Origin of the sequence: Tenacibaculum sp. MAR_2009_124, assembly GCF_900105455.1 — a bacterium.
Taxonomy (GTDB): Bacteria; Bacteroidota; Bacteroidia; order Flavobacteriales; family Flavobacteriaceae; genus Polaribacter.
This window is the reverse complement of record NZ_FNSF01000005.1, coordinates 1,194,336-1,214,903: the sequence shown is the minus strand read 5'-3', so window position 1 is coordinate 1,214,903 and position 20,568 is coordinate 1,194,336. Positions and strand designations below refer to the sequence as shown.

Annotated in this window: 21 protein-coding genes and 3 tRNA genes; 10 read left to right on the top strand and 14 right to left on the bottom strand. The window is 32.6% G+C overall.

Features of this window, described 5'->3' with window-relative positions; all coding sequences use genetic code 11:
* Window positions 1-84 precede the first annotated feature (84 nt).
* From BLW23_RS16165 to cyoE, 10 genes are all read right to left on the bottom strand, one after another.
* Complete coding sequence (locus BLW23_RS16165; RefSeq protein ID WP_093671670.1) at window positions 85-1,503, bottom strand: hypothetical protein; 1,419 nt, start codon at window positions 1,501-1,503, stop codon at window positions 85-87.
* Window positions 1,504-1,890: 387 nt separating this feature from the next.
* The gene (tsaB, locus tag BLW23_RS16160) at window positions 1,891-2,565 is read right to left on the bottom strand and encodes a tRNA (adenosine(37)-N6)-threonylcarbamoyltransferase complex dimerization subunit type 1 TsaB (RefSeq protein WP_093671667.1); all 675 of its coding nucleotides are present in this window, start codon (window positions 2,563-2,565) and stop codon (window positions 1,891-1,893) included.
* A gap of 93 nt (window positions 2,566-2,658) precedes the next feature.
* Entirely contained in the window at window positions 2,659-4,023 is a 1,365-nt protein-coding gene (locus BLW23_RS16155) for a TolC family protein (protein WP_093671665.1), read from the bottom strand.
* A 433-nt stretch (window positions 4,024-4,456) separates the two neighbouring features.
* Window positions 4,457-4,987, bottom strand: a complete 531-nt coding sequence (locus BLW23_RS16145) for a DUF420 domain-containing protein (RefSeq protein WP_093671661.1) — start codon at window positions 4,985-4,987, stop codon at window positions 4,457-4,459.
* Window positions 4,980-5,627 (bottom strand): SCO family protein, encoded by a 648-nt coding sequence (locus BLW23_RS16140; protein ID WP_093671659.1) that lies wholly within the window; start codon window positions 5,625-5,627, stop codon window positions 4,980-4,982. The genes BLW23_RS16145 and BLW23_RS16140 overlap by 8 nt, the downstream gene beginning before the upstream one ends.
* A gap of 35 nt (window positions 5,628-5,662) precedes the next feature.
* Window positions 5,663-6,310: a hypothetical protein gene (locus BLW23_RS16135; RefSeq protein WP_093671657.1), complete on the bottom strand. Its 648-nt coding sequence runs from the start codon at window positions 6,308-6,310 to the stop codon at window positions 5,663-5,665.
* Window positions 6,311-6,463: 153 nt separating this feature from the next.
* Complete coding sequence (locus tag BLW23_RS16130; protein WP_093671655.1) at window positions 6,464-6,808, bottom strand: cytochrome C oxidase subunit IV family protein; 345 nt, start codon at window positions 6,806-6,808, stop codon at window positions 6,464-6,466.
* Window positions 6,809-6,827: 19 nt separating this feature from the next.
* A complete protein-coding gene (locus BLW23_RS16125; RefSeq protein WP_093671653.1) occupies window positions 6,828-7,808 on the bottom strand; it encodes a cytochrome c oxidase subunit 3 in 981 nt (326 codons plus the stop codon).
* Between the two features lie 56 nt (window positions 7,809-7,864).
* Window positions 7,865-8,455 carry a cytochrome c oxidase subunit 3 gene (locus tag BLW23_RS16120; RefSeq protein WP_093671651.1) on the bottom strand — a complete coding sequence of 197 codons (591 nt, stop codon included), beginning with the start codon at window positions 8,453-8,455 and terminating at the stop codon, window positions 7,865-7,867.
* Window positions 8,455-9,357, bottom strand: coding sequence for a heme o synthase (gene cyoE / locus BLW23_RS16115; RefSeq protein ID WP_093671649.1), 903 nt, complete (start codon window positions 9,355-9,357; stop codon window positions 8,455-8,457). Before cyoE ends, BLW23_RS16120 begins: the two co-directional genes overlap by 1 nt.
* A 168-nt stretch (window positions 9,358-9,525) precedes the next feature.
* Between cyoE and BLW23_RS16110 the strand changes: the two genes are divergently transcribed.
* The 7 genes from BLW23_RS16110 (at window position 9,526) to BLW23_RS16080 (ending at window position 13,068) form a co-directional block, all read left to right on the top strand.
* Window positions 9,526-9,597: transfer RNA gene (locus BLW23_RS16110), tRNA-Gly, on the top strand.
* A 23-nt stretch (window positions 9,598-9,620) separates the two neighbouring features.
* A tRNA-Leu gene (locus BLW23_RS16105) sits at window positions 9,621-9,706 on the top strand.
* A gap of 57 nt (window positions 9,707-9,763) precedes the next feature.
* Window positions 9,764-9,849: transfer RNA gene (locus BLW23_RS16100), tRNA-Leu, on the top strand.
* 335 nt (window positions 9,850-10,184) lie between these two features.
* The gene (locus BLW23_RS16095) at window positions 10,185-10,892 is read left to right on the top strand and encodes a DUF547 domain-containing protein (protein WP_093671647.1); all 708 of its coding nucleotides are present in this window, start codon (window positions 10,185-10,187) and stop codon (window positions 10,890-10,892) included.
* A 155-nt stretch (window positions 10,893-11,047) separates the two neighbouring features.
* Entirely contained in the window at window positions 11,048-11,383 is a 336-nt protein-coding gene (locus BLW23_RS16090) for an arsenosugar biosynthesis-associated peroxidase-like protein (RefSeq protein WP_093671645.1), read from the top strand.
* Window positions 11,384-11,501: 118 nt separating this feature from the next.
* The gene (gene arsS / locus BLW23_RS16085) at window positions 11,502-12,551 is read left to right on the top strand and encodes an arsenosugar biosynthesis radical SAM (seleno)protein ArsS (RefSeq protein WP_093671643.1); all 1,050 of its coding nucleotides are present in this window, start codon (window positions 11,502-11,504) and stop codon (window positions 12,549-12,551) included.
* A 25-nt stretch (window positions 12,552-12,576) separates the two neighbouring features.
* Window positions 12,577-13,068 (top strand): rhodanese-like domain-containing protein, encoded by a 492-nt coding sequence (locus tag BLW23_RS16080; protein ID WP_093671641.1) that lies wholly within the window; start codon window positions 12,577-12,579, stop codon window positions 13,066-13,068.
* Here BLW23_RS16080 and BLW23_RS16075 read toward each other — a convergent pair.
* Genes BLW23_RS16075 through BLW23_RS16060 form a run of 4 tightly spaced genes read right to left on the bottom strand, consistent with a single transcriptional unit; the run spans window position 13,065 to window position 16,948 of the window.
* Window positions 13,065-14,330, bottom strand: a complete 1,266-nt coding sequence (locus BLW23_RS16075) for a POTRA domain-containing protein (protein ID WP_093671873.1) — start codon at window positions 14,328-14,330, stop codon at window positions 13,065-13,067. The genes BLW23_RS16080 and BLW23_RS16075 overlap by 4 nt on opposite strands.
* Window positions 14,331-14,334: 4 nt before the next feature.
* Window positions 14,335-15,069: a hypothetical protein gene (locus BLW23_RS16070; protein WP_255362814.1), complete on the bottom strand. Its 735-nt coding sequence runs from the start codon at window positions 15,067-15,069 to the stop codon at window positions 14,335-14,337.
* Window positions 15,059-16,060, bottom strand: a complete 1,002-nt coding sequence (locus BLW23_RS16065; protein ID WP_093671639.1) for a glycoside hydrolase family 113 — start codon at window positions 16,058-16,060, stop codon at window positions 15,059-15,061. The genes BLW23_RS16070 and BLW23_RS16065 overlap by 11 nt, the downstream gene beginning before the upstream one ends.
* Window positions 16,061-16,081: 21 nt before the next feature.
* Window positions 16,082-16,948 carry a transporter gene (locus BLW23_RS16060; protein ID WP_093671637.1) on the bottom strand — a complete coding sequence of 289 codons (867 nt, stop codon included), beginning with the start codon at window positions 16,946-16,948 and terminating at the stop codon, window positions 16,082-16,084.
* Window positions 16,949-17,088: 140 nt separating this feature from the next.
* Here BLW23_RS16060 and BLW23_RS16055 point away from each other — a divergent pair, with 140 nt between their 5' ends.
* The 3 genes from BLW23_RS16055 to BLW23_RS16045 are packed head-to-tail and all read left to right on the top strand — an operon-like array spanning window position 17,089 to window position 20,566.
* Window positions 17,089-18,432, top strand: a complete 1,344-nt coding sequence (locus BLW23_RS16055; protein WP_093671635.1) for an NAD(P)/FAD-dependent oxidoreductase — start codon at window positions 17,089-17,091, stop codon at window positions 18,430-18,432.
* A gap of 3 nt (window positions 18,433-18,435) precedes the next feature.
* A complete protein-coding gene (locus BLW23_RS16050; protein ID WP_093671633.1) occupies window positions 18,436-20,061 on the top strand; it encodes a 4Fe-4S binding protein in 1,626 nt (541 codons plus the stop codon).
* Entirely contained in the window at window positions 20,048-20,566 is a 519-nt protein-coding gene (locus BLW23_RS16045) for a toxin-antitoxin system YwqK family antitoxin (protein ID WP_255362813.1), read from the top strand. Before BLW23_RS16050 ends, BLW23_RS16045 begins: the two co-directional genes overlap by 14 nt.
* Window positions 20,567-20,568 lie beyond the last annotated feature (2 nt).

The following is a 20,568-nucleotide window of genomic DNA, read 5'->3' as shown; positions in this document are numbered from 1 at the left end:
TAAAGGTAAATCGTCATTCTACTAACCTTTAGAACTTATAACCAAAATCTCTTTGAATAAAACAAAAAGACTCAATAAGGGGAATTATCCCTTGTTTTTATACTCAATAACATCTTGATCGTTATCATTTTGAGTATTTGTTTGTCCTCCAGAATTAGACTTTAACGTAATTTTTAATGGAACTTTTCCTACTGCATTCCTCGGAGAATTGAAAACAGCTTTAATTCCTACTTTCGAAAAACTACTTTTAGGAAATATTCCTCCGTTAGCTATATAGGTAAACTTATGAAGTCCTCCTTCTAAAAGATAGGTCCAATCTGAATTATTAACTTCTATTCCATTAATACTATTTAAACCGCTATCAAACTCGAAATTAAATCTTCCACTATCTGCTATTCTAAACTCTACCGGATCTACACTATTGGAAGCTCGGCCACTTGCCTCACCTATTACCACATGAAAATCAATATTGCCCTCAGGTCCAGAAATTACAGTTTTACCAGTAAGTAATGTGGGATAAAAATCGGGAGGAGGAGAGTTAACTATTATTCTTCTTGTACATTCTACCGTTTTAGGTTCCGCACAATTTGCTGGAGAATTTGAGTTAAGTCTTCTAAAAGTTATGTCATAAGTTCCGGGGGTTGAAAACACCAAAGTCCCGGTACTTGAACTTGCGCCGCTTGAAGCGCTCACGCCTGTTGATGGTGAAACAGACCAAGAAGTGCTATTAGAAGGAGCTCCACCAGAAACACTAAAAATACTTGTACCTCCAACATCTATGTCGTTACCAGAACTGGAAGTCACATTACAAGCACTAGGCACCGTACATTTTGGAGGCAAAGACTCTCCTAATATTTCAACTCTTCCAAAAAACAAATCATCCTTTCCTGACATAAATCTCCATTTTAAATTCAAGGAACTAGTGTTTGGGTTTGGAATTCTTATTACAAAAGTACTGTATTGATCATTAGATGTTCTATGTCCTGAAATTCCATAGATATTTGGAAAAGTACCAGTTCTTGGTAATCTTGTCCCACTTGCACTATATCCTGCATAACCTATTGCTGAATTATGTACTTGACTAGAATTTATTGAAGGAGAGTTCGCTACATTATACATACTAAAATAAGGTGTCGAATTAACATAAAACTCTCCTCTCCCGTAGTTGTTATTCGCGTAGTTTTTCGCCTTCAATGTTACTCTAACATAAATATATGCTCCGAAAAAAGTTCTCGTATTTACGTTTAGGTTTACAGAAGCAGTAGGCCCTGTTTGCGAACCACAGTGATCATAATAATCTGTATCGTCTCTCCCTATAGCTAAAACTCCACTTCCATGCCTATCCCAGCCTCCTTGGCTATTACTTCCTGGATGAGAACAAACATTGGATAAAGACCAATTATAATAATTTGCTAAACGATTGTTTAACGAACTTAAACTTTGAGCAACAACCGTCTCATTAAATATTGCTATGATTATAAAAACTAGTAACCTACCTTTCATATAATTATATATTTGTTTAAACACTCTATAATGCAATAAAGAAATCAGAAATCTCCTTTCAACAACTATATTTATGATCTATTTTATATAGCTTTCTTAAGGTAATGTGCTTGAAATTTCTTTGTAGAAAAATGAAACCTGGTTAATCTTAGTAAATCTCTAAAATGAGCGCAACAAACAAGATATTTATTTGTAGCTACAGAGATCGACAAAAATTAAAACAATCTCTTTTATACGAAGTATTTCATGCCCCTGATCTATTATTTCAATATTAAACTTAATTCACTATAATAAATTCGGGGGCATTAACAATGGGTAAATATACAACTTATGCGTTAATTAATCTTAACAACATGGTTTTTAATAATTTGTCTATAAAAATTAAGATTACTTCTTCTTTTGGGGTATCACAACAAAATCTTTTAAATAAAACGGTTCGAAGTATGCTACATCTTCAAATTCATTGTTTTGAAATTTCTCATAACTCAACGCAATCATCTGTTGAGAGGAAGGATATTTATCGTTATAAAAAACAGCATTTTCACTTTTAATTACATCCTTACATTTATCGGCACCATCGCCCAAGAAATGCACCTTATTACTTTCTAATAACTCAACAAAAGATTTGTCATTAATAATTTCAGCCTGAATTTCTCTCTGTTGAGAATAATCAACATTATAAACTGCAGAGTAAACTTCCATACGCCTTGCGTCTAGCATTGGAACAATATATCCGTTTTCAATTTGAATACTAGTTGCCAAAGAATTTAATGTTTCAATCGAAATTAAAGGAATATTACTTGCAAAACATAATCCTTTCGCAGCTGAAACACCAATTCTTAAACCTGTATACGAACCTGGGCCTTTACTCACAGCAACAGCATCTATTTGATTCATTTGAATTCCACATTCATCCATTATTTCTTGAATAAATGGATGTAGCTTTTCTGCATGTGAATAATTCCCGTTGTTTAGTTCTTTAATTACTAAAGGTTTTCCTTCTTTTCCTAAGCTTACTGAACAATTTTTAGTTGCCGTTTCAATATTTAATATTAGTGCCACAAAGTTCTTTTTATGCAACAAAGATAATCATAAAAAAAACCTTACCAATTGGTAAGGTTTTATATAGATTAATATTTAATTTTCCCCTGTACATTAATCTACTATAGATTCTCCAAAGTAAAACTTTAACACTTTGGTTTTGAAAACATAATCATATTTAGCTCTTATCATTGCCCCTTCTGCATTCACCAATCTGTTTCGAACTTGATCAAAGTCAAATTGAGTCATTGAGCCATAATCATAACTAACTTGCGCATTTTTAAAAGCTTCTTTTTGCGCTTCTAATGAAATTTTCGCTGCTTCAAAAGTTTTAGCCGCAGCTTTTGAATCTAAATACGCTTGCTCAATGGTTTGTTGCAATTGAAGTTTTTGATTTTCCAACTCCAACTCAGAAGCTTTTTTACTAATTACAGATCTCGACACTCTGTTCTTATTTTGAAATCCACTAAAAATTGGAATATTTAAACTTAGTCCTGCAGAATATCCCAAATTCCCATCTAACTGAGTAAAGAAGCCATTACGTTGTAATATTATATCACCAGTATTTGGGTCCTGAACAGGTATTACATCTTCTTCTCCCAGAACAGTTTGGTAAGAAGTATTTGCGCTTGCAAAGAACGATAACGTTGGTAATAAAGCACCCTTTGCTAAATCAATATTTATATCAGCATTCTCTAAATTAAGTTTTGCTCTTGATATTTCAGGACGATTGGTTAATGCCTGATTATACACCTCCTTCGAACTACCATAAAGAAAAGCCGCAGATGGATCGTTGATTGATAATGATGCAACATCAAATCCCTCCGAAGGAACCTGAAGCAATTGTGCCAATTGCAATAGAGCGATATTCAATGTATTTTCCTGAACTATCACATTTTGAAGATCATTTGCTGATGTAGACTGAACATTTAACAAATCACCTTTCGGTATTGCTCCGGCGTCATATTGTGCCTGAGCCCTATCTATTTGTTTTTTACTAATTTCTGACTGAACCTTAGCTACATTTAAATTCTCTTTAGCAAATAATACATTTAAATATGTTTGAACAACATTTAACGAGATATTGTTAATATTAGTTTCAAGATCCAACTTACTTCCCTCTACTCCGAGTTTAGATTGTTTTAATGTGTTTTTATTTCTATACCCATTAAAAAGCGTGGCATTAGAATTTAATCCAAAACTATTTCCTCTTGTATCTCTAGAAATCCTTGAACCATTTTGTCCGATAAAAGAACCAAAATTTAAACTTTGCGAAGCCGAACCACTTAATGTAGGTAAAAAGTTTCCTTTAGCAATTGCTACATCTTTTTCAGCCAACTGAACATTGACCTCATTTTGTTTTATGGTTATATTATTTTTTAATGCGTAGTCTACACATTCTTTTAATGTCCATTGTTTTTGTGCGAATAGACTACAAGTTGATAACAACGTTACCAGTAATACAATTTTAGTTTTCAAAACGTATATTTTTAATATTCAATTAGTTTTCTCAATTGCTATTCCAAATAAAAAAGAACGAACAATGCTCTAAAAACCAATCAGTTCACTCATTTTCAGTGTTTTAAAAAGTTCGAAACCGAACACTCATGTGTCTATTCCCGAACATTCTTTAACAATTTACGCGTATATGACGACTAAAATTTAATTTTGTTACAAGAAAATCTTCTAATTATGAGGTTATTTTTTTATTTTCTTTCGGTGTCTATAAATAAAGTAGAATAGAATACCTACTAATATATACGGAAACACCATCAAATATGTAATTCCGCTATTAACTCCCTCGGCCATATTTTCATTACCTCCTTCAATTACCGCCTTGCACATGGCGCATTGCGAGTATATATTTGTGGTACTAAAGCCGCATAGAGCTAAGAATACTATTATAATTTTTTTAAACATAATATGGTGATATCATTAAATAAACGACTACCCCTGTAACAGCAACATATAGCCACAATGGAAACGTAATCTTAGCAATTTTTTTATGCTCTTTAAACTGCCCTAATCTCGCTCTCATAAACGTTATGAGTACAAAAGGTATAATTATTATAGAAAGTAATATGTGCGTTATTAAAATAAAGAAATAAACATATTTTATAAAGCCTTCTCCTCCAAATTTTGTAGAATCTGACGTCATATGGTACGCTACATACATCACCAAAAATAATGCAGAACAAACGATAGCCAATGTGTTTAATTTTTCATGTAAATTTTTGTTCCCTTTTTTTATTGCAATTACTGAAAACACCAATAAAACCGCCGTTAATCCGTTTACACTTGCATATATTGGTGGCAAGAATGACAAAGGTTCTACATTCGGTATTTTTATTCCAAAAAGTGCAGCGACTGCCAATGGAATCACAACGGAAATTACCGTAATAAATTTTTTATACTTTGATTCTTGTGAAGTTAAATTACTCATTTAGTAACAATTTAATATCTTGCTTTAACTCTGTTATTTGATCTTTAAATCCATGCTCATCAAGAGCTCTATAATACACTATCGGATTTCCCTGCTCATCATATCTCGAACGGATATACCCATTTTTATCAACTAGGGCAAACAAACCTGAATGCTCAAAACCTCCATGAGAAACTTCTCCCTTTCCTACATACATTTTAAAACCTTCGTTCGATAAATCATAAACAATATCCTCTGATCTTCCTGTAAATAGGTGCCAGTTTTTGTGATTTATCCCATATTGTTTAGTGTACGCTTTTAACTTTTGGGGAGTATCAATTTCTGGGGTAATCGTAAAAGAAGCAATTCCAAAACTAGGATTCCCCATAAATTCATTCTGAATACTAACCATTTTCGTATTCATAATAGGACAAATAGTAGGACAAGTAGCAAAGAAGAACTCTACTACATATACCTTTCCTTTATAATCTTTATTAGTAATAGTTTCTCCATTTTGATTCACAAAATCAAAATCAGGCACTTTATTAAAAACATGTAAATCTGAGGTTTCGAAATGTTTTACAATTTTTGGAACTGCATAAATTCCAAAGAGAAGTATTACTAACGATATTCCTACATATGAATAATTCTGTTTTTTCATTCGTTTAAGTTTCTTTATTAAGAAAATGAATAAAATTATATTTCTCTATCCGCGTTATTCTTTTTAAGTGCCAAACGATATTCTGCTAAAACTATTTTTACATCATCCTTCATTTTATCATTCAACTCTCCTACCGATTTCATATTATACCCAAACAATTTTCCATTGGCAGCATCCTTATCATCATCTCTACCTCTCAAACCAACTTCCTTATCAATAATAAAGGCTTTCGATGTATGTGAATTTACATCTAACGACTGATCCGATTGAAAGCTTTCGTACAATGCTTCTATTTCTGCAATACTTGCAAAAACAAATTGCCATTTACTCATATCAGTGAATGCTCCTATTTCCTTTTTTAGTTTTTCTACATCACTTTCCGTTCCTTTTACAGCAACAACAATCATTTGAAAGTCTTTAAATCCATAAAAAGGTTTGTAGATTTTTTGATTTAAATTAAAGAACTCACCTTTCACACTTTCAATATCGCTTCCCAAAAACGTTACTATTGATATTTTACGATCAAATTTCTTTGTAGCATCTACTGTTGAAACATCAATTACATTTTTAGTTAGAACTGGAAGTTTTGCAAAATTATTGATTCCCAGTGATAAAAAAATATAAAAAAGTAAAGGCACTATAAACAGTGCAAATAAAACTATAAACTTTTGTTTTTTACTCATAATATTTCTGTTTAACATTGGATGACACCCAACGTTTAATTACTCATTCTTGCTATGAGAGCGTAATAACTTGCACTCTACAAGCATCGTACAGGGTAGTTTAATGCAAAAAAAAGGTGGTATAAACCACCACCTTTTTTTTGCTATATTTTTCTACCACTTTACTAATGGTGCTAAAGTTTCAAATAAATAACCACCTTCAATTAACACTAAGGTTACTAGGTAGCAGATAAGGAAAACTGCTGTCCAAACTACTGATCGTCTGAACCACGTTTTTTCTCCTTCTAAATGCATGAATGCCCATGCAATATAATATGCCTTTGCAATAGTTAAAATGATAAATATCCAGTTTAAAAAACTAGTTCCTAAGAAACCACTTAAGTATAGTGAGTCTGGTTTATAAATACCTAATACTACTTCTACTGCTGTTATAATTGATAAGATTGCTAAAACAATCCAGATTCTTTTTGTATTTGATTCGTGTGCGTGACCTGCCATTGTATGCTATTTTTTATAATTATACTAAGTAGAAGAATGTGAATACGAATACCCATACTAAATCTACAAAGTGCCAGTATAAACCAACTTTCTCAACCATTTCATAATGACCTCTCTTTTCATATGTTCCTAAAACAACATTGAAAAAGATGATAATATTCAAAACAATTCCTGAAAATACGTGGAAACCGTGAAATCCAGTAATAAAGAAGAAGAAGTCGGCAAATATTGGATTACCATATTCGTTTTGTATTAAGTTAGCCCCTTCAACTACTCCTGTAGCTTTTGCTAATTGAGCTAAACTTTCTTCTCTCGATAATATTATTTTTTGTTTTGTTTCTGGATTAATTCTTTCTGTTTTAATCAACAAAGAGGCATCACTTTCGAAAGCTTTTTGAACTTGAGCTACCGAATATTCAGAAATCGTTCCTTCGTTCTCAAACCATAATCCATTTTTTCTAGAGTGTTCTTCTCTTCCATCAACCCTTTCATTATGAACAAAATCAGCTAATGCTATTTGATGACCATCTTTAACAAACTGCAAAATATGATTATCTGATGTTTTCACTGCTCCATAAGAACCATTAATGAATGTTTTCCATTCCCAAGCCTGAGATCCAACAAAAATTAAACCGAAAATGATAGTTACAAACATGTATCCTGCAACCTTTTTTTGTTTCATATGATGTCCTGCATCTACCGCTAACACCATTGTTACAGAAGATACAATTAAGATAAACGTCATAAACGCAACATAAATCATTGGGAAATTACCATGAAAAAATGGGATGTGTGTAAACACCTCATCGGCAATTGGCCAAGAATCAATAAATTTAAAACGAGTTAAACCATACGCCGCTAAGAACCCAGAAAAGGTTAACGCATCTGATAATATGAAAAACCACATCATCATTTTACCGTAAGTAGCGCCAAATGGCTTAGCACCACCTCCGCTCCAAGTCTCTTTTTTGTCAGAATTTACAGCAATATTTGCTTCCATAAATACTCTTTTGTTATTTTTTGTTAAAACAGTGCGCCAAAATTACGCATTTTTAATTACCTAATAAAATAGAAAAAGAAAAATAGATAAATCCATAAAACATCTACAAAATGCCAAAAGATTGCACCTAGTTCAAACCCAAGCATATTGGCAGATGAATACTTCTTTTTATAATGATTATAAATAACGACTAATAATACAACAACCCCAGCAATTAAGTGCAGTACGTGCATAAAAGTGATCCCTATAATGAAAGATGTTGATACTGTACTTTCAGGGCCTGTGAAATACAATCCTATTTCCTTTAACTGATTAAATCCTACATATTGATACCAAACAAACCCTAACCCCAATATGAACGTGACTAATAACAGGATTAAAGAATTTGATAATTGATCTTTTTTTAATGCTTTTTGCGATAAGAAAAGCGTCAGACTACTCAGTACAATTAAAACAGTACTTATGTAAAAAGCTTGAGGCAAATCAAAAGTTACCCAATCTTCACGATTCATACTTACTACGTAAGCACTTGTTAGCCCAGCAAAAAACATTACCATACTAATCATTGACACCCATAACATAGGCTTTGCAGACTTTCTTCTTCCAATTCTTAATTCTTCGTCTACTATTTGTGTTTGTTCACTCATTAGTGTAAAAATTTATCTACTACATATATAATTGGCACAATTGTAATATAAAACACACTTGCCAACATTAATTTTCTTGCGTCTACATTATCCTCAGACTTATATAACTTAAAGGCATACCAAAGCATTAGCACTCCTAATAAGAATATAATTACCGCTGTTAATGGGTAAATGTAAAAGTTTCCTGTAACCTTTAATACTGGAGCTACAGACATTAATATCATAATACAGGTATAAAAAATAATTTGCACAATCGCTCCTTTATCTTTTTTATCCATTGGAAGCATATGCAATCCAGCTTTATTATACTCTTCATATTGCAACCACCCAATAGCCCAAAAGTGTGGGAATTGCCAGAAAAACTGAATCATAAATAAGAAACCTGCTTCAATACCAAAACTTCCTGTTGCCGCAACCCAGCCAAGCATAAAAGGAATAGCTCCAGGAATGGCTCCTACGAATACAGCTAAAGGTGTTACTGCTTTTAAAGGTGTATATGCCGAAGTATATAAAAAGATAGAAACAGCTCCAAACAATGCGCACTTAGGATTGATACTATATAAAATAGATAATCCAGCGACTGTAAAGAAACTTGCAATAATCATTGCTGTACTTACCGACATTCTACCAGATGGTAACGGTCTGTTTTTTGTTCGCTTCATTACCGCATCGATATCTTTTTCGATTACCTGATTAAAAGCATTTGAAGCACCCACCATAAAGTATCCTCCTATTGCTAATAATAAAATAGTGGTATAATTGATTTCAGTTGCACCTAAAAGGTAGCCAGTAATGGAAGTAAAAACCACACTTACAGACAACCCTATTTTTGTAAGTTGTTTGAAATCAGAAAAAAGCGTTTTTACTGAAGTTTTATCTTGTATTGTTGAAACAGTACTCACTTGTTTTCAAAAATTTTTTGCAAAGATATTTCTTTCTGAGGGAACCACCGAATTTTTTGAAATTATTTAAAAAAAACAAAAAAGAGCTTTGTATTTCAAAAAATCATTTTATATTTGCACCCGCATTCAAAGCAATGCAACGTTCTTTAAAATAATATTATTGACTACGCGAAAGTAGCTCAGGGGTAGAGCATCACCTTGCCAAGGTGAGGGTCGCGGGTTCAAATCCCGTCTTTCGCTCTGATCCTTTTTTAAAAGATTATGCTGAAGTGGTGGAATTGGTAGACACGTTGGACTTAAAATCCAATGAGCCGTAATGCTCGTGCGGGTTCAAGTCCCGCCTTCAGTACTAAGCCTCACTTTTATTAGTGAGGCTTAATTTTAAAAATAGTCAATATTCATATACGCTGAAGTGGTGGAATTGGTAGACACGTTGGACTTAAAATCCAATGGGCCGTAATGCCCGTGCGGGTTCAAGTCCCGCCTTCAGTACAAAAGCCTTAACATTTAATGTTAAGGCTTTTTTGTTTTATCAGCACCACTAATCTTCATCATTTACTGGACAGTAACCTCCTCACTCCTGACATTTTCTCTCTGTATAAGTTATATTTATATCCATCAATTCATTGACTTTCTGCTCAGACATTGGAGCTTCACCGTTTTTTCTATGTAAAATTTAAATATTAAAAGGTTCGATTTTATAATACATCATTAACTTTAGTCGCAACTAATCACCTATTATTAAGTAACTTTCAAATCATTCGATCATTATTTGTAATGACTTGTTTTTCTTTTCGTCTAAATCAACAGTTCTAAACACATTAAACATGCGAAAATTATTTTTACTTCTAAGCTTATCTTTTTTCATAAGCTCATATGGTCAAACAAATATCTTCAATTCATTATTGAAGAAACATGTTGATTCTAAAGGAAATGTAAATTATAAGGCTTTCAAAAATGATGAAGCAAAACTTCAAAATTATTTGAATTATTTAGCTAAAACATCACCTCAAAAAAATTGGTCAGCCCCTAAAACAAAAGCTTTTTGGGTAAACGCGTACAATGCTTATACGATAAAGTTAATTTTAGATAATTATCCTCTAAAAAGTATTACCAATATTAAAAAAGGAGGTAAAGACGCATGGAATATCAAATTTGCAAAAGTTGGTGGTAAAGACTACACGTTAAACCATATAGAACATGAAATTTTGAGAAAGAAATTCAATGATCCTAAAATTCACGTTGGAGTTAACTGTGCCTCTGGATCTTGTCCGCAATTAGGAAACTTTGCCTTTACAGAAGCTAATTACGAAACCAAAACCAACTTCTTAATGAAGAAGTTTGTTAATGATCCTAAAAGAAATAAAATTTCTGAAGATACAGTTCAAATTTCGAAGATTTTTGAATGGTTTAAAGGTGACTTTACAAAGAAAGGTTCTTTAATTAATTTTCTTAACAAATATTCAAACACAAAAATCAGTTCTAAAGCTAAGATCAAATATTTAAAGTATGATTGGAGTTTGAACGGAAAGTAGTAAGGTGTTTCAGAGTGAATTTTAAGCAAAACAATTCGTATTTTTACTCTCTAAGTGTGATTCGTTTAAAAATCACTTAAGAAATATTTTTAAGGATTTTCCTTTAATGCCTCGCACTCTTGTGAGGCAATACCAATTAAACAGAAATATAAAACATGTCTAAAACATATTACGATCCTGCAGATTTAAGAAAGTTTGGTAAAATTACAGAATGGAGCGAAGAATTAGGTACAAAGTTTTTCGATTACTATGGAAAAGTATTTGAGGAAGGAGCCTTAACAGCTAGAGAGAAAAGCTTAATTGCCCTTGCTGTTGCCCATACTGAGCAATGCCCGTATTGTATTGATGCTTATACAAAAGATGGTCTTCAAAGAGGTGTTACCAAAGAAGAAATGATGGAAGCCATACATGTTGGAGCGGCTATTAAAAGTGGCGCAACTCTCGTTCATGGAGTTCAAATGATGAACAAAGTAAATAAGTTAGAAATGTAAAAATTAATTTTGAGTGTTGAATTTTAAATTCAGATTTTAAACATTATATATAAAACAAATCTCTTATATAACTATTTCGAGATACTTAAAACTCAACACTCAAAATCTATCATTAAAAATGAAAAAATCCCTATTAGCAAGAAATAATGATTTAGCAAATACGCAACGTCAGTTAGAAATTTTATCCAATGGAATTTTTAAAGATGAACTTCCAACGTTTGCGAACAAAATAAAGGAAACGAATCAATTTCCTCTGCGCCCTAAAAAATTGGAAATACTTCAAATTAATGTTGGATATATGTGTAACCAGGTATGTGCACATTGTCATGTTGATGCTGGTCCAGACAGGAAGGAAATTATGACAGTAGAAACTATGCAGCAATGCCTAGAAGTTATTAAAAAAACAGGTGCTCATACCCTCGATTTAACGGGAGGAGCTCCAGAAATGAATCCAAATTTTAGATGGTTTGTTGAAGAAGCAGCCAAAGCGGGAATTAAAGATTTTATAGTTCGCTCAAACTTAACCATCATCAGAGCTAATAAGAAGTATTATGATTTGCCTGAGTTTTTCAAAAAGCACAATGTTCATGTTGTTTCATCAATGCCACACTGGACACGAGGTAAAACAGATAAACAACGAGGTAATGGTGTTTTTGACAAGTCAATAAAAGCGCTACAGGAACTAAACGCTGTAGGATATGGAGTTGAAAACTCAGGACTTAAACTTGATTTGGTTTACAATCCTTCGGGAGCATTCCTCCCTGGCGATCAAGTTTCTATGGAAAAAGATTTCAAAAAAGCTTTATCAGAGGATTTCAATGTAACTTTTAACAGCTTATTTGCTATTACTAATTTGCCCATAAGTAGGTTTTTAGACTATTTAATTGCTTCAGAAAATTACGAAGATTATATGTATGCCCTGGTTGAAGCCTACAATCCTATGGCTGTTGAAAGTGTAATGTGTACCAACACACTTTCTGTAAGCTGGGATGGGTATTTGTATGATTGCGATTTCAATCAGATGCTGAATTTAAAGGTTGCAAGCAAAGTAAAACACATCTCTGAATACAATGAGGAATTACTGGCGAATAGAAATATAATAATTAATCAACATTGTTATGGTTGCACAGCTGGTGCTGGAAGTAGTTGTCAGGGAACTGTTGCTTAATTGAATTATTAAAAATTAAAAACGGATGAAAAATTCACTTTATATCCTTCTCTTTCTTTGTAGTTTAACTATAAATGCACAAGGGAATTTGAAGCAATTGTTGAAAGAACATAACACTGAAAATGTTCCTTATATTACAGTTGATGAATTAAAAAAAGAAAATACTGATATCATCCTTTTAGATGCAAGAGAACCTAAAGAGTTTAAAGTAAGTCATATTAAAAACGCCGAATGTGTTGGTTATGATCATTTTAATTTAAGCAAAACGATTTCTTCCTTAAAAAACAAAGATGCCAAAATTATCGTATACTGTTCTCTTGGAATTCGATCAGAAGATGTTGCCGAAAAACTCCAAAAAGCAGGATTTTCAAATGTATACAACCTTTACGGGGGAATTTTTGAATGGAAAAATGGAGGAAATAAGGTGGTTCACAAAAAAAACAAACCAACAGAGAAAGTTCATACATTCAATAAGGACTGGAGTAAATGGTTATTAAAAGGGAAAAAGGTTTACTAAAAATATTGGCCTATACCGAAAACTAACCCACTAGAAGAAGAGTTTGGTGTTACTCCATAGCCATAGTCAATTCTGAAAACAGCATTGAATATTTTCTTACTAATAAATCTTAGCCCTACTCCAGAGTACACTCGAACGTTCTCACTTTTTACGAAATCTTTTAAACTTCCACCAGGAGTTCGCCAAGTTCCAAAATCGGTAAAAACATTTCCTTGAAGTACAAACCAATTCTTCTCATATAAAGTATGGCGGTATTCTGTATTCCAAACAATACTTCCTGTTCCTCTATCAACTAAAATACCAACCCCTCTTAAATTCACGTTATTATCAAGTGCAAACGGAGCAAATGGACTCTCTTCATTTGTAGACAAACCAATTCGTAAACGATTCGCCCAATTCCCTTTTTCGCCTATTCTTTTAAAGTAAAACGCATCATTCCAAGCAATAAAAAAATCGTTTTGATATTCGTTTATCGTTGTGACATATTGCCCATACAACTGACTCTTAAACCCTTCAACATAATGATAAAAATAATTTAAATCATCATACGTATAGACAAACTTTAATAATTTCTTATTCAAATCCAATTGTTGTGGAACATCATCCATAGTATGCCCACTTAAATAAGTATATTTTTCATTAAACAGATTAACCCCAAAGTCTATAGTGTGTTTAAAGTTAATTCTACACAACAAAAGCAACTCATATGATATGTTTTGGTATTTATAGTTTGCCGAATTATCTCCGAAATACAAAGGCTCTTCACTACTCCAGTTTTGATGATTGAAAGCAATTCCCATTGTTCTTGAGAACAACATTGGCGCTCTAAAATTAAAACCATAAGAATCAAAACCGTTTTGCTGGTAAAACCCTCCGATTCCAATATTCCTCCCTAAAAAGTTATAATCGTACACGCCTAATTTGTAAGCCAATCTTTTGTTAGTGGTTGTCCATAAGTTTACCTCAGGAATCACGGTAAAGTTTTCTTCTATAAAAAAAGTAACAATACACTTAGTATCATTAACATTCTTAATTTTATAATAAGCATGAGATATTGCAGGTAATCTTTTTAACTGAATGATATCTTTCTCTAGTTTTGAAAGATTTAATTCTTCATCTTTTTCAACTTCAACAACCCTGAATAGAATTTTTTCCTTCGTTCTTTTTAAGCCTTCAAAATTTATGTCAGAAATAGTAGGAGCCTGAGAAAACAAAGAAGCTGCACAAAAAATAGTTATAAAAAGAAACGTTAGTTTATTCATTAGTTTATTCGTTGGCTTCAAAGTTTTTTTCAATGACAAGATTTACCCAATTATCTTCGCTGACTCCCATTAAGGTAAAACCATAATTTATTCCAGGTTGTAATGAAGGCGGTGTATCTCTTGTTACATTTAAAACAACATTATCAAGTTTATAATACTGAAACATCTTCTCATGGGTATACGTTCCAGATAACAAATCACCATTATTGTTTGATATAACTTGAAAATAAATTACGTTTTCTTCCACAAGTCCATCCATCCAAGAAAATTCAGGCATCAATTCTGATCGATAATCTATACTAACTAAGCTACTCCATTCTGTAGGTTTTGATGTGTTTTTTAATTTTATTGGACTCGACACATGTACCACTCCATCCACTTCAAAAGTAACAACACTCCATGTTTCATTTACTCCATCTCTAATAAATCTACCTAAATATCCATTAAAAACATCTTCTCTTTCTAAAGGGACGTTTTTATATTGAGAAAAGTCATCAGAATTAGCGTTTATATCGTCAGTTTCGAAGTATTGAATATTTCTCGCTTCAGGAACTGGGTAATAAAAAATATACGATATCGAAGTATTATTCTTATCACTTGCCGCACAAGCTATAACTCCTTCTTTTTTAACCGCTTCTTTACTATTTAAATATCTATTAAGATTCTCTAAACCTTGATCGTTTTTCGAACAAGACATCATGAAAAAAGTTAATAAAACGAATATTATTCTACTTTGCATATGCTTTTTTAATAACATCTTCAGCTGGTTTATTCTGAGGAGTAAAACGATTGTTATCATTCCCTCCTACTTGACCGTGATTATGAAACCATTTCCATAAAAAACCACCAGCAAACCAAGGTTCTTCCCAAAATTCTTCATACAGTGTCTGTAAGGCTATTTTTTGCGACCTTAAATCTACGTTCCCTTCTACTCTATTTGAATCCCAAGGCTGTTTTCCTGTATAATACACGCTTCGATAACCATATTCAGTAAAAAGAATCGGTTTTTCAAACTTGTCTTTAATTAAAATGATTTCTTTTTTATGTGGAGCCCAACCTTTCTTAAAATCATCTTTTGTAGGTGTCTTCTTATCACTCAAAGGGAAATAAGCATCAACACCTATATAATCGAGTTCCTTCCAAATATCAATTTTTTTATATTCATCCCAATTAGCCGCGTAGGTGAGCTCACCAGTATACACTTTTCGCACTTCAATTATAAGAGATTTCCAATATTTGGGCCTAGCTATAATAAACTTCTCCAACTCAGTACCAATACAAAAAATTTGAGCACCTACTTTTTGCGCAACCTTAGCAAAACCAACTATAAATTCTGAATATGTTTTTTCGAATTGTTTCCAATCATCTTCAGATTTCATGGTTATCAACCCAGTATACTCACCATGCCAAACCCATATTTGTGGTTTCACCATAATGTTTATTTCTTCTCGTTTGAATTTTTTAGCATACTGTTCAACTCCCTTATCAGTTTCTCCAAACCATTGTTTAGGAGAATTAAAATGAACTATCGGAGAGTTAACGTTTTCAATAAAGCCGAAAGGCATCAACGAAACATAATTCGCAGATACCTTTTTAATCGGTATGGTATGATTAAAATCGATTTCCTTTGATGAAGCTACAAAACTTACTCCATTAACTCTTTTTTTTTGACTTTCACAAGATGTATGGAGACAGATTATTCCTATAATTAGGAGCCACTTAATTTTCATAGCAGCAATTTACATTTTTTATTAAAATAAAGCTCTTAACCCTAGGTTAAAACTCTGACCTAAACCAGTATCTGTACCTGCTACAAACTTACTATATAACACTTCTAAGTTCAATATTTTCGAAATTTGATATTTCCCTCCAAACCCTAAAGCAGTATAATCTTGCGTAAAGTCCCCAAAACGCTGTGCATGCTGTGCAAAAACTAATACCGTAGACTCATCACTTGGAAAGTAACTTAAGAAGGCTCCTGGCACTAATAAAATTGTATTATTTGCAAAACTTTTCTCATCTCCAAAGTTATATTCAGTATTTAACTCGGTGAAAATTTGCCATTTCCCGCTACTGAATGTATAATCGTAAAAGAATCTATTTTGAAAAGCCCATGCTGTTTGATCCAAGAATACCCCATTCTCATCTACTTCTTCATCAGCCAATGGAATATGTAATGCTGTTTGAATAGAGAAATTCCCTACACTTTCTAAAGGTTGAAATTTAATAGCTGGTGCAATTGTAGTAAGCCCTTTTCTATCGGAATTTGTATCTTCTAAACTAAAAACAGATAAAGCCTGTCTGCCACCTCTTGTATTTGATCTAAACTCAAGTATAGCACCTACATTAATTCTATTGTTCTCAGAAACACCTGTAAACGTCTCTATAGTAGACGTAAAATAGTTTTCTCTTGGCTTATCAAAGGTAACATCATTAAAATTCCCTCTGGTTTCTGTATATAAATTATTAAAGAGTTTGATATCCCATTGACCTTTGTCTAGCAAACGAGAAGGTGTATAGGTTTGAATATTACTTTTTGACTTTTCTTCTTCTTGTGCAAACGTGTTTACACCGATAAAAGCGAAAAGTATTAAAAGAAGCTTAGCTCTATTTTTCATCTTAAATTATTTTTAATGCTTCATACGTCGAAGGAAAATAAAAAGACTTACAATCAACTTCTATTTAAAACCATTCTAAATTTATTTCACTCATTAAGTTATTAACTTTAAACACGACCTAATTTGCAAATCAACTTTTTATGGAACATGTTGTAATTATTGGTAACGGAATTTCTGGAGTTACAGCTGCAAGGCACATCAGGAAATTATCTGATAAAAAAATCACAATAATATCGAAAGAAACAAAATACTTTTTCTCTAGAACCGCTCTTATGTATGTATACATGGGACACATGAAGTTTGAGCACACTCAACCTTATGAACCTTGGTTTTGGGAGAAGAACAATATTGAATTAAAAGAAGGAACCGTTACAAAAATTAATCCTTTAACTAAAAGCATTCTATTTGACAATGAGGATTCCTTAAAATACGACAAACTCATTATTGCAACAGGGTCTAAACCTAACAAATTTGGCTGGCCTGGTCAAGACGCAAAAGGAGTTTTTGGAATGTACCATAAACAGGATTTAGAAAAACTTGAAAAGTATGCTCCCGACAACAAAACATGTAAAAGAGCTGTTATCGTTGGTGGTGGACTCATAGGAATAGAACTTGCCGAAATGCTTCATAGCAGAAACATTCCAGTAACTTTCTTAGTTCGTGAAAGCAGCTTTTGGAATGGTGTTTTGCCTGATGGTGAATCTGCTATGATTAATAGAGAAATTGTAGAGAATCATATCGACTTGCGTCTTAACATGAACCTAAAAGGAATTAACACCGATAAAAATGGCAAAGCCAAGTCGATTGTTATTGCCGAAACAGGTGAAGAAATTGAATGTGATGTTGTAGGATTAACTGCAGGGGTATCACCAAATGTCGATTTTTTAAGAGATAGTGATATCGAGATTGGAAGAGGAGTTAAGGTAAACAGGTTTTTAGAAACAAGTAACCCTGATATTTATGCCATTGGTGATTGCGCTGAACAACATGAACCTATAGGAGAAAGAAGAGCTATTGAAGCGGTATGGTATACTGGAAGAATGATGGGAGAAACCGTAGCTCAAACTATTTGTGGCAATAAGCTCGAATATAAACCTGGACATTGGTTTAACTCAGCAAAATTTATTGATATTGAATATCAAACCTATGGCTGGGTTTGGGCAAAACCAAAAGAAAATGAAGCTCGTTTTTACTGGGAACATGAAAGCGGTAAAAAATGTATTCATATTAACTACGACAAAAACACACGAAAGTTTATTGGGATCAACACTTTTGGAATACGAATGAGACATGAGTTCTTTGACAAAATCCTTAACGATGGTGAAACGGTAGATCATGTAATTGAATATTTAGCCGATGCCAACTTCGACCCAGAGTTTTATAAACTTCATGAACCAGAAATCGTTCAAAAATTCAATAAAGAAAACAACACTAACATCAAATTAAAAAAGAAAAGCTGGAAACGCATTTTTAGCAGAGTTTAAAATATGAAAGCAATCAAACAAATTGGCCTAGTAATATTTTTACTTGGGCTTAGCATATTTACAGGAAGTCTATTTACAGGTTCTTTTAATTTAAGTTCTGCCGAATTAGATAATTATATCCAAGAAAAAGGATTCAAAAGTGAAATCATAAAAGACGAATTAGTAAAAGCCGTAGTTACCGATGAACCATTAAGTGTTTTTGAGTTTTCATCAAGAGTTCGTCAAGCTTTTAAAAATTCAAATGATCATTATGATCAACTCATTGCAAAATATGATGCGGAAAAGAATTGGGATTTAAAAGGAGCTCAGTTTCAATATAAAATTTACGGCAAACCTCATACACTAAGCTACGACTTAGCAAAAAAAGCTGGTAAAGGATATATCATAGAAAACCCAGGATTGATTTGGTTTTTAACCTTCGGGCTAGGTATTATTGGCGCTTTATTATTTATAATTCCTAATGTTATTTTATTAGGCCCTAAAGGAATAAAAAACAACGGTATTTACTTGGAATCGAGTACCAATAGAGGCTGGATAGCTTGGTTTGTTTTAATTTACTTAGTACTCTTTTACATCTTATTATATTTTTTACCCGATTATGTGGTAAACTGGACATTCATTCTTGATCCAATTAGCAAAGCTCTGAACGGAGGTGCGGCTAGTCAATGGTTTGTTTATGGATTCCTGTATTGTGTTATTATGATTACAATGGGAGTACGCATGTACATTAAATATCGTCATAACAATTATCAAATTGTTCGTACCACTTCTGTACTGTTCTTTCAAATTGTTTTTGCTTTCTTAATTCCTGAAATTATGACAAGCTTGAACATGCCTGGGTATGATTTTAAAAATGCCTTTCCTTTGGACTATGATTTTTTCTTTGAATGGAATTTAGATTCTCTATCAAAAAGTGGTGGCATTGGTGTTTTTATTTTGGTTTGGGGTGTATTGTTAACCTTAGTTTTTGTTCCCGTTATGGTATATTTCTTTGGTAAAAGATGGTACTGTTCATGGGTATGTGGTTGTGGAGGACTGGCTGAAACTTTAGGGGATCCTTACCGTCAGCATTCTAATAAAACGTTAAAAGCATGGAAACTTGAACGATGGGTAATTCACTCAGTATTGGTATTCTCTCTTGTTATGACCATCGTTACATTATATTGTTATTTTACAAGCGCTTCTTCTTTTCTGGGAATTAACTCGCAATGGATTAAAGATTCATATAGTTTCTTAATTGGAGCTTGGTTTGCCGGTGTAATTGGAACTGGTTTTTATCCAATATTTGGAAATAGAGTTTGGTGTAGATTCGGTTGTCCTTTAGCAGCATATTTAGGACTTGTTCAAAGATTTAAATCACGTTTTAGAATTACAACAAACGGAGGGCAATGTATTTCTTGTGGAAACTGTTCAACGTATTGTGAGCAAGGTATCGATGTTAGAGCTTATGCACAAAAAGGTGAAAACATTGTTCGTTCTAGTTGTGTTGGATGTGGAATATGTTCTGCTGTATGCCCTAGAGGTGTTTTAAAATTAGAAAACGGACCTGAAAAAGGTAGAATTAACCCAACAGATGTTTTACTTGGTAACGATATTGACTTAATGAAGCTAGTTAATGAAAAAAAATAAGCTATTCACTATTAGCAACAAAATGGTTAGAAAGAGTGTTTATGTCCTTTTTCTAATCATTATTTCCCAACAATCATGGGGACAGAAAACATATCAAAAAAACTATTATTCTAATGGAGAGTTAAAGAACGAAGGTTGGGAAATTAATGATAAAAAAATTGACTATTGGAAGTTTTACTATAAAAATGGTACCGTAAAAAAAGAGGGGCATTACAAGAACAATCTTCCTACAAATTATTGGTACTTTTACCGCAAAGATGGTAAAAAAGAAAAGGAAGGGCATTTTATAAATGGTAAACAAAACAAATGGTGGTTATACTATGATAAAGTGGGAAATGTTAACCATAAATGCCAATTAAAAGATAATATAAAGAATGGGTATTGTTTACTTTATCGCAAAAAACAACTAATAAAAGCTGTTAAATTTAAAGACGGTAAAAAAATAAATGAATGGTCTGATTTTTCTTCTTTTAAAAAGGAGAACAATTTGAATGATTTAAAATAAAA

What these genes read in the sequence shown, in the direction of transcription:
- BLW23_RS16165 (WP_093671670.1), bottom strand. Translation starts at nt 1,503, where the DNA reads ATGAAAGGTAGGTTACTAGTTTTTATAATCATAGCAATATTTAATGAG.
- BLW23_RS16145 (WP_093671661.1), bottom strand. Translation starts at nt 4,987, where the DNA reads ATGAGTAATTTAACTTCACAAGAATCAAAGTATAAAAAATTTATTACG.
- BLW23_RS16140 (WP_093671659.1), bottom strand. Translation starts at nt 5,627, where the DNA reads ATGAAAAAACAGAATTATTCATATGTAGGAATATCGTTAGTAATACTT.
- BLW23_RS16135 (WP_093671657.1), bottom strand. Translation starts at nt 6,310, where the DNA reads ATGAGTAAAAAACAAAAGTTTATAGTTTTATTTGCACTGTTTATAGTG.
- BLW23_RS16130 (WP_093671655.1), bottom strand. Translation starts at nt 6,808, where the DNA reads ATGGCAGGTCACGCACACGAATCAAATACAAAAAGAATCTGGATTGTT.
- BLW23_RS16125 (WP_093671653.1), bottom strand. Translation starts at nt 7,808, where the DNA reads ATGGAAGCAAATATTGCTGTAAATTCTGACAAAAAAGAGACTTGGAGC.
- BLW23_RS16120 (WP_093671651.1), bottom strand. Translation starts at nt 8,455, where the DNA reads ATGAGTGAACAAACACAAATAGTAGACGAAGAATTAAGAATTGGAAGA.
- BLW23_RS16095 (WP_093671647.1), top strand. Translation starts at nt 10,185, where the DNA reads ATGCGAAAATTATTTTTACTTCTAAGCTTATCTTTTTTCATAAGCTCA.
- BLW23_RS16090 (WP_093671645.1), top strand. Translation starts at nt 11,048, where the DNA reads ATGTCTAAAACATATTACGATCCTGCAGATTTAAGAAAGTTTGGTAAA.
- arsS (WP_093671643.1), top strand. Translation starts at nt 11,502, where the DNA reads ATGAAAAAATCCCTATTAGCAAGAAATAATGATTTAGCAAATACGCAA.
- BLW23_RS16080 (WP_093671641.1), top strand. Translation starts at nt 12,577, where the DNA reads ATGAAAAATTCACTTTATATCCTTCTCTTTCTTTGTAGTTTAACTATA.
- BLW23_RS16075 (WP_093671873.1), bottom strand. Translation starts at nt 14,330, where the DNA reads ATGAATAAACTAACGTTTCTTTTTATAACTATTTTTTGTGCAGCTTCT.
- BLW23_RS16070 (WP_255362814.1), bottom strand. Translation starts at nt 15,069, where the DNA reads ATGCAAAGTAGAATAATATTCGTTTTATTAACTTTTTTCATGATGTCT.
- BLW23_RS16065 (WP_093671639.1), bottom strand. Translation starts at nt 16,060, where the DNA reads ATGAAAATTAAGTGGCTCCTAATTATAGGAATAATCTGTCTCCATACA.
- BLW23_RS16060 (WP_093671637.1), bottom strand. Translation starts at nt 16,948, where the DNA reads ATGAAAAATAGAGCTAAGCTTCTTTTAATACTTTTCGCTTTTATCGGT.
- BLW23_RS16055 (WP_093671635.1), top strand. Translation starts at nt 17,089, where the DNA reads ATGGAACATGTTGTAATTATTGGTAACGGAATTTCTGGAGTTACAGCT.
- BLW23_RS16050 (WP_093671633.1), top strand. Translation starts at nt 18,436, where the DNA reads ATGAAAGCAATCAAACAAATTGGCCTAGTAATATTTTTACTTGGGCTT.
- BLW23_RS16045 (WP_255362813.1), top strand. Translation starts at nt 20,048, where the DNA reads ATGAAAAAAAATAAGCTATTCACTATTAGCAACAAAATGGTTAGAAAG.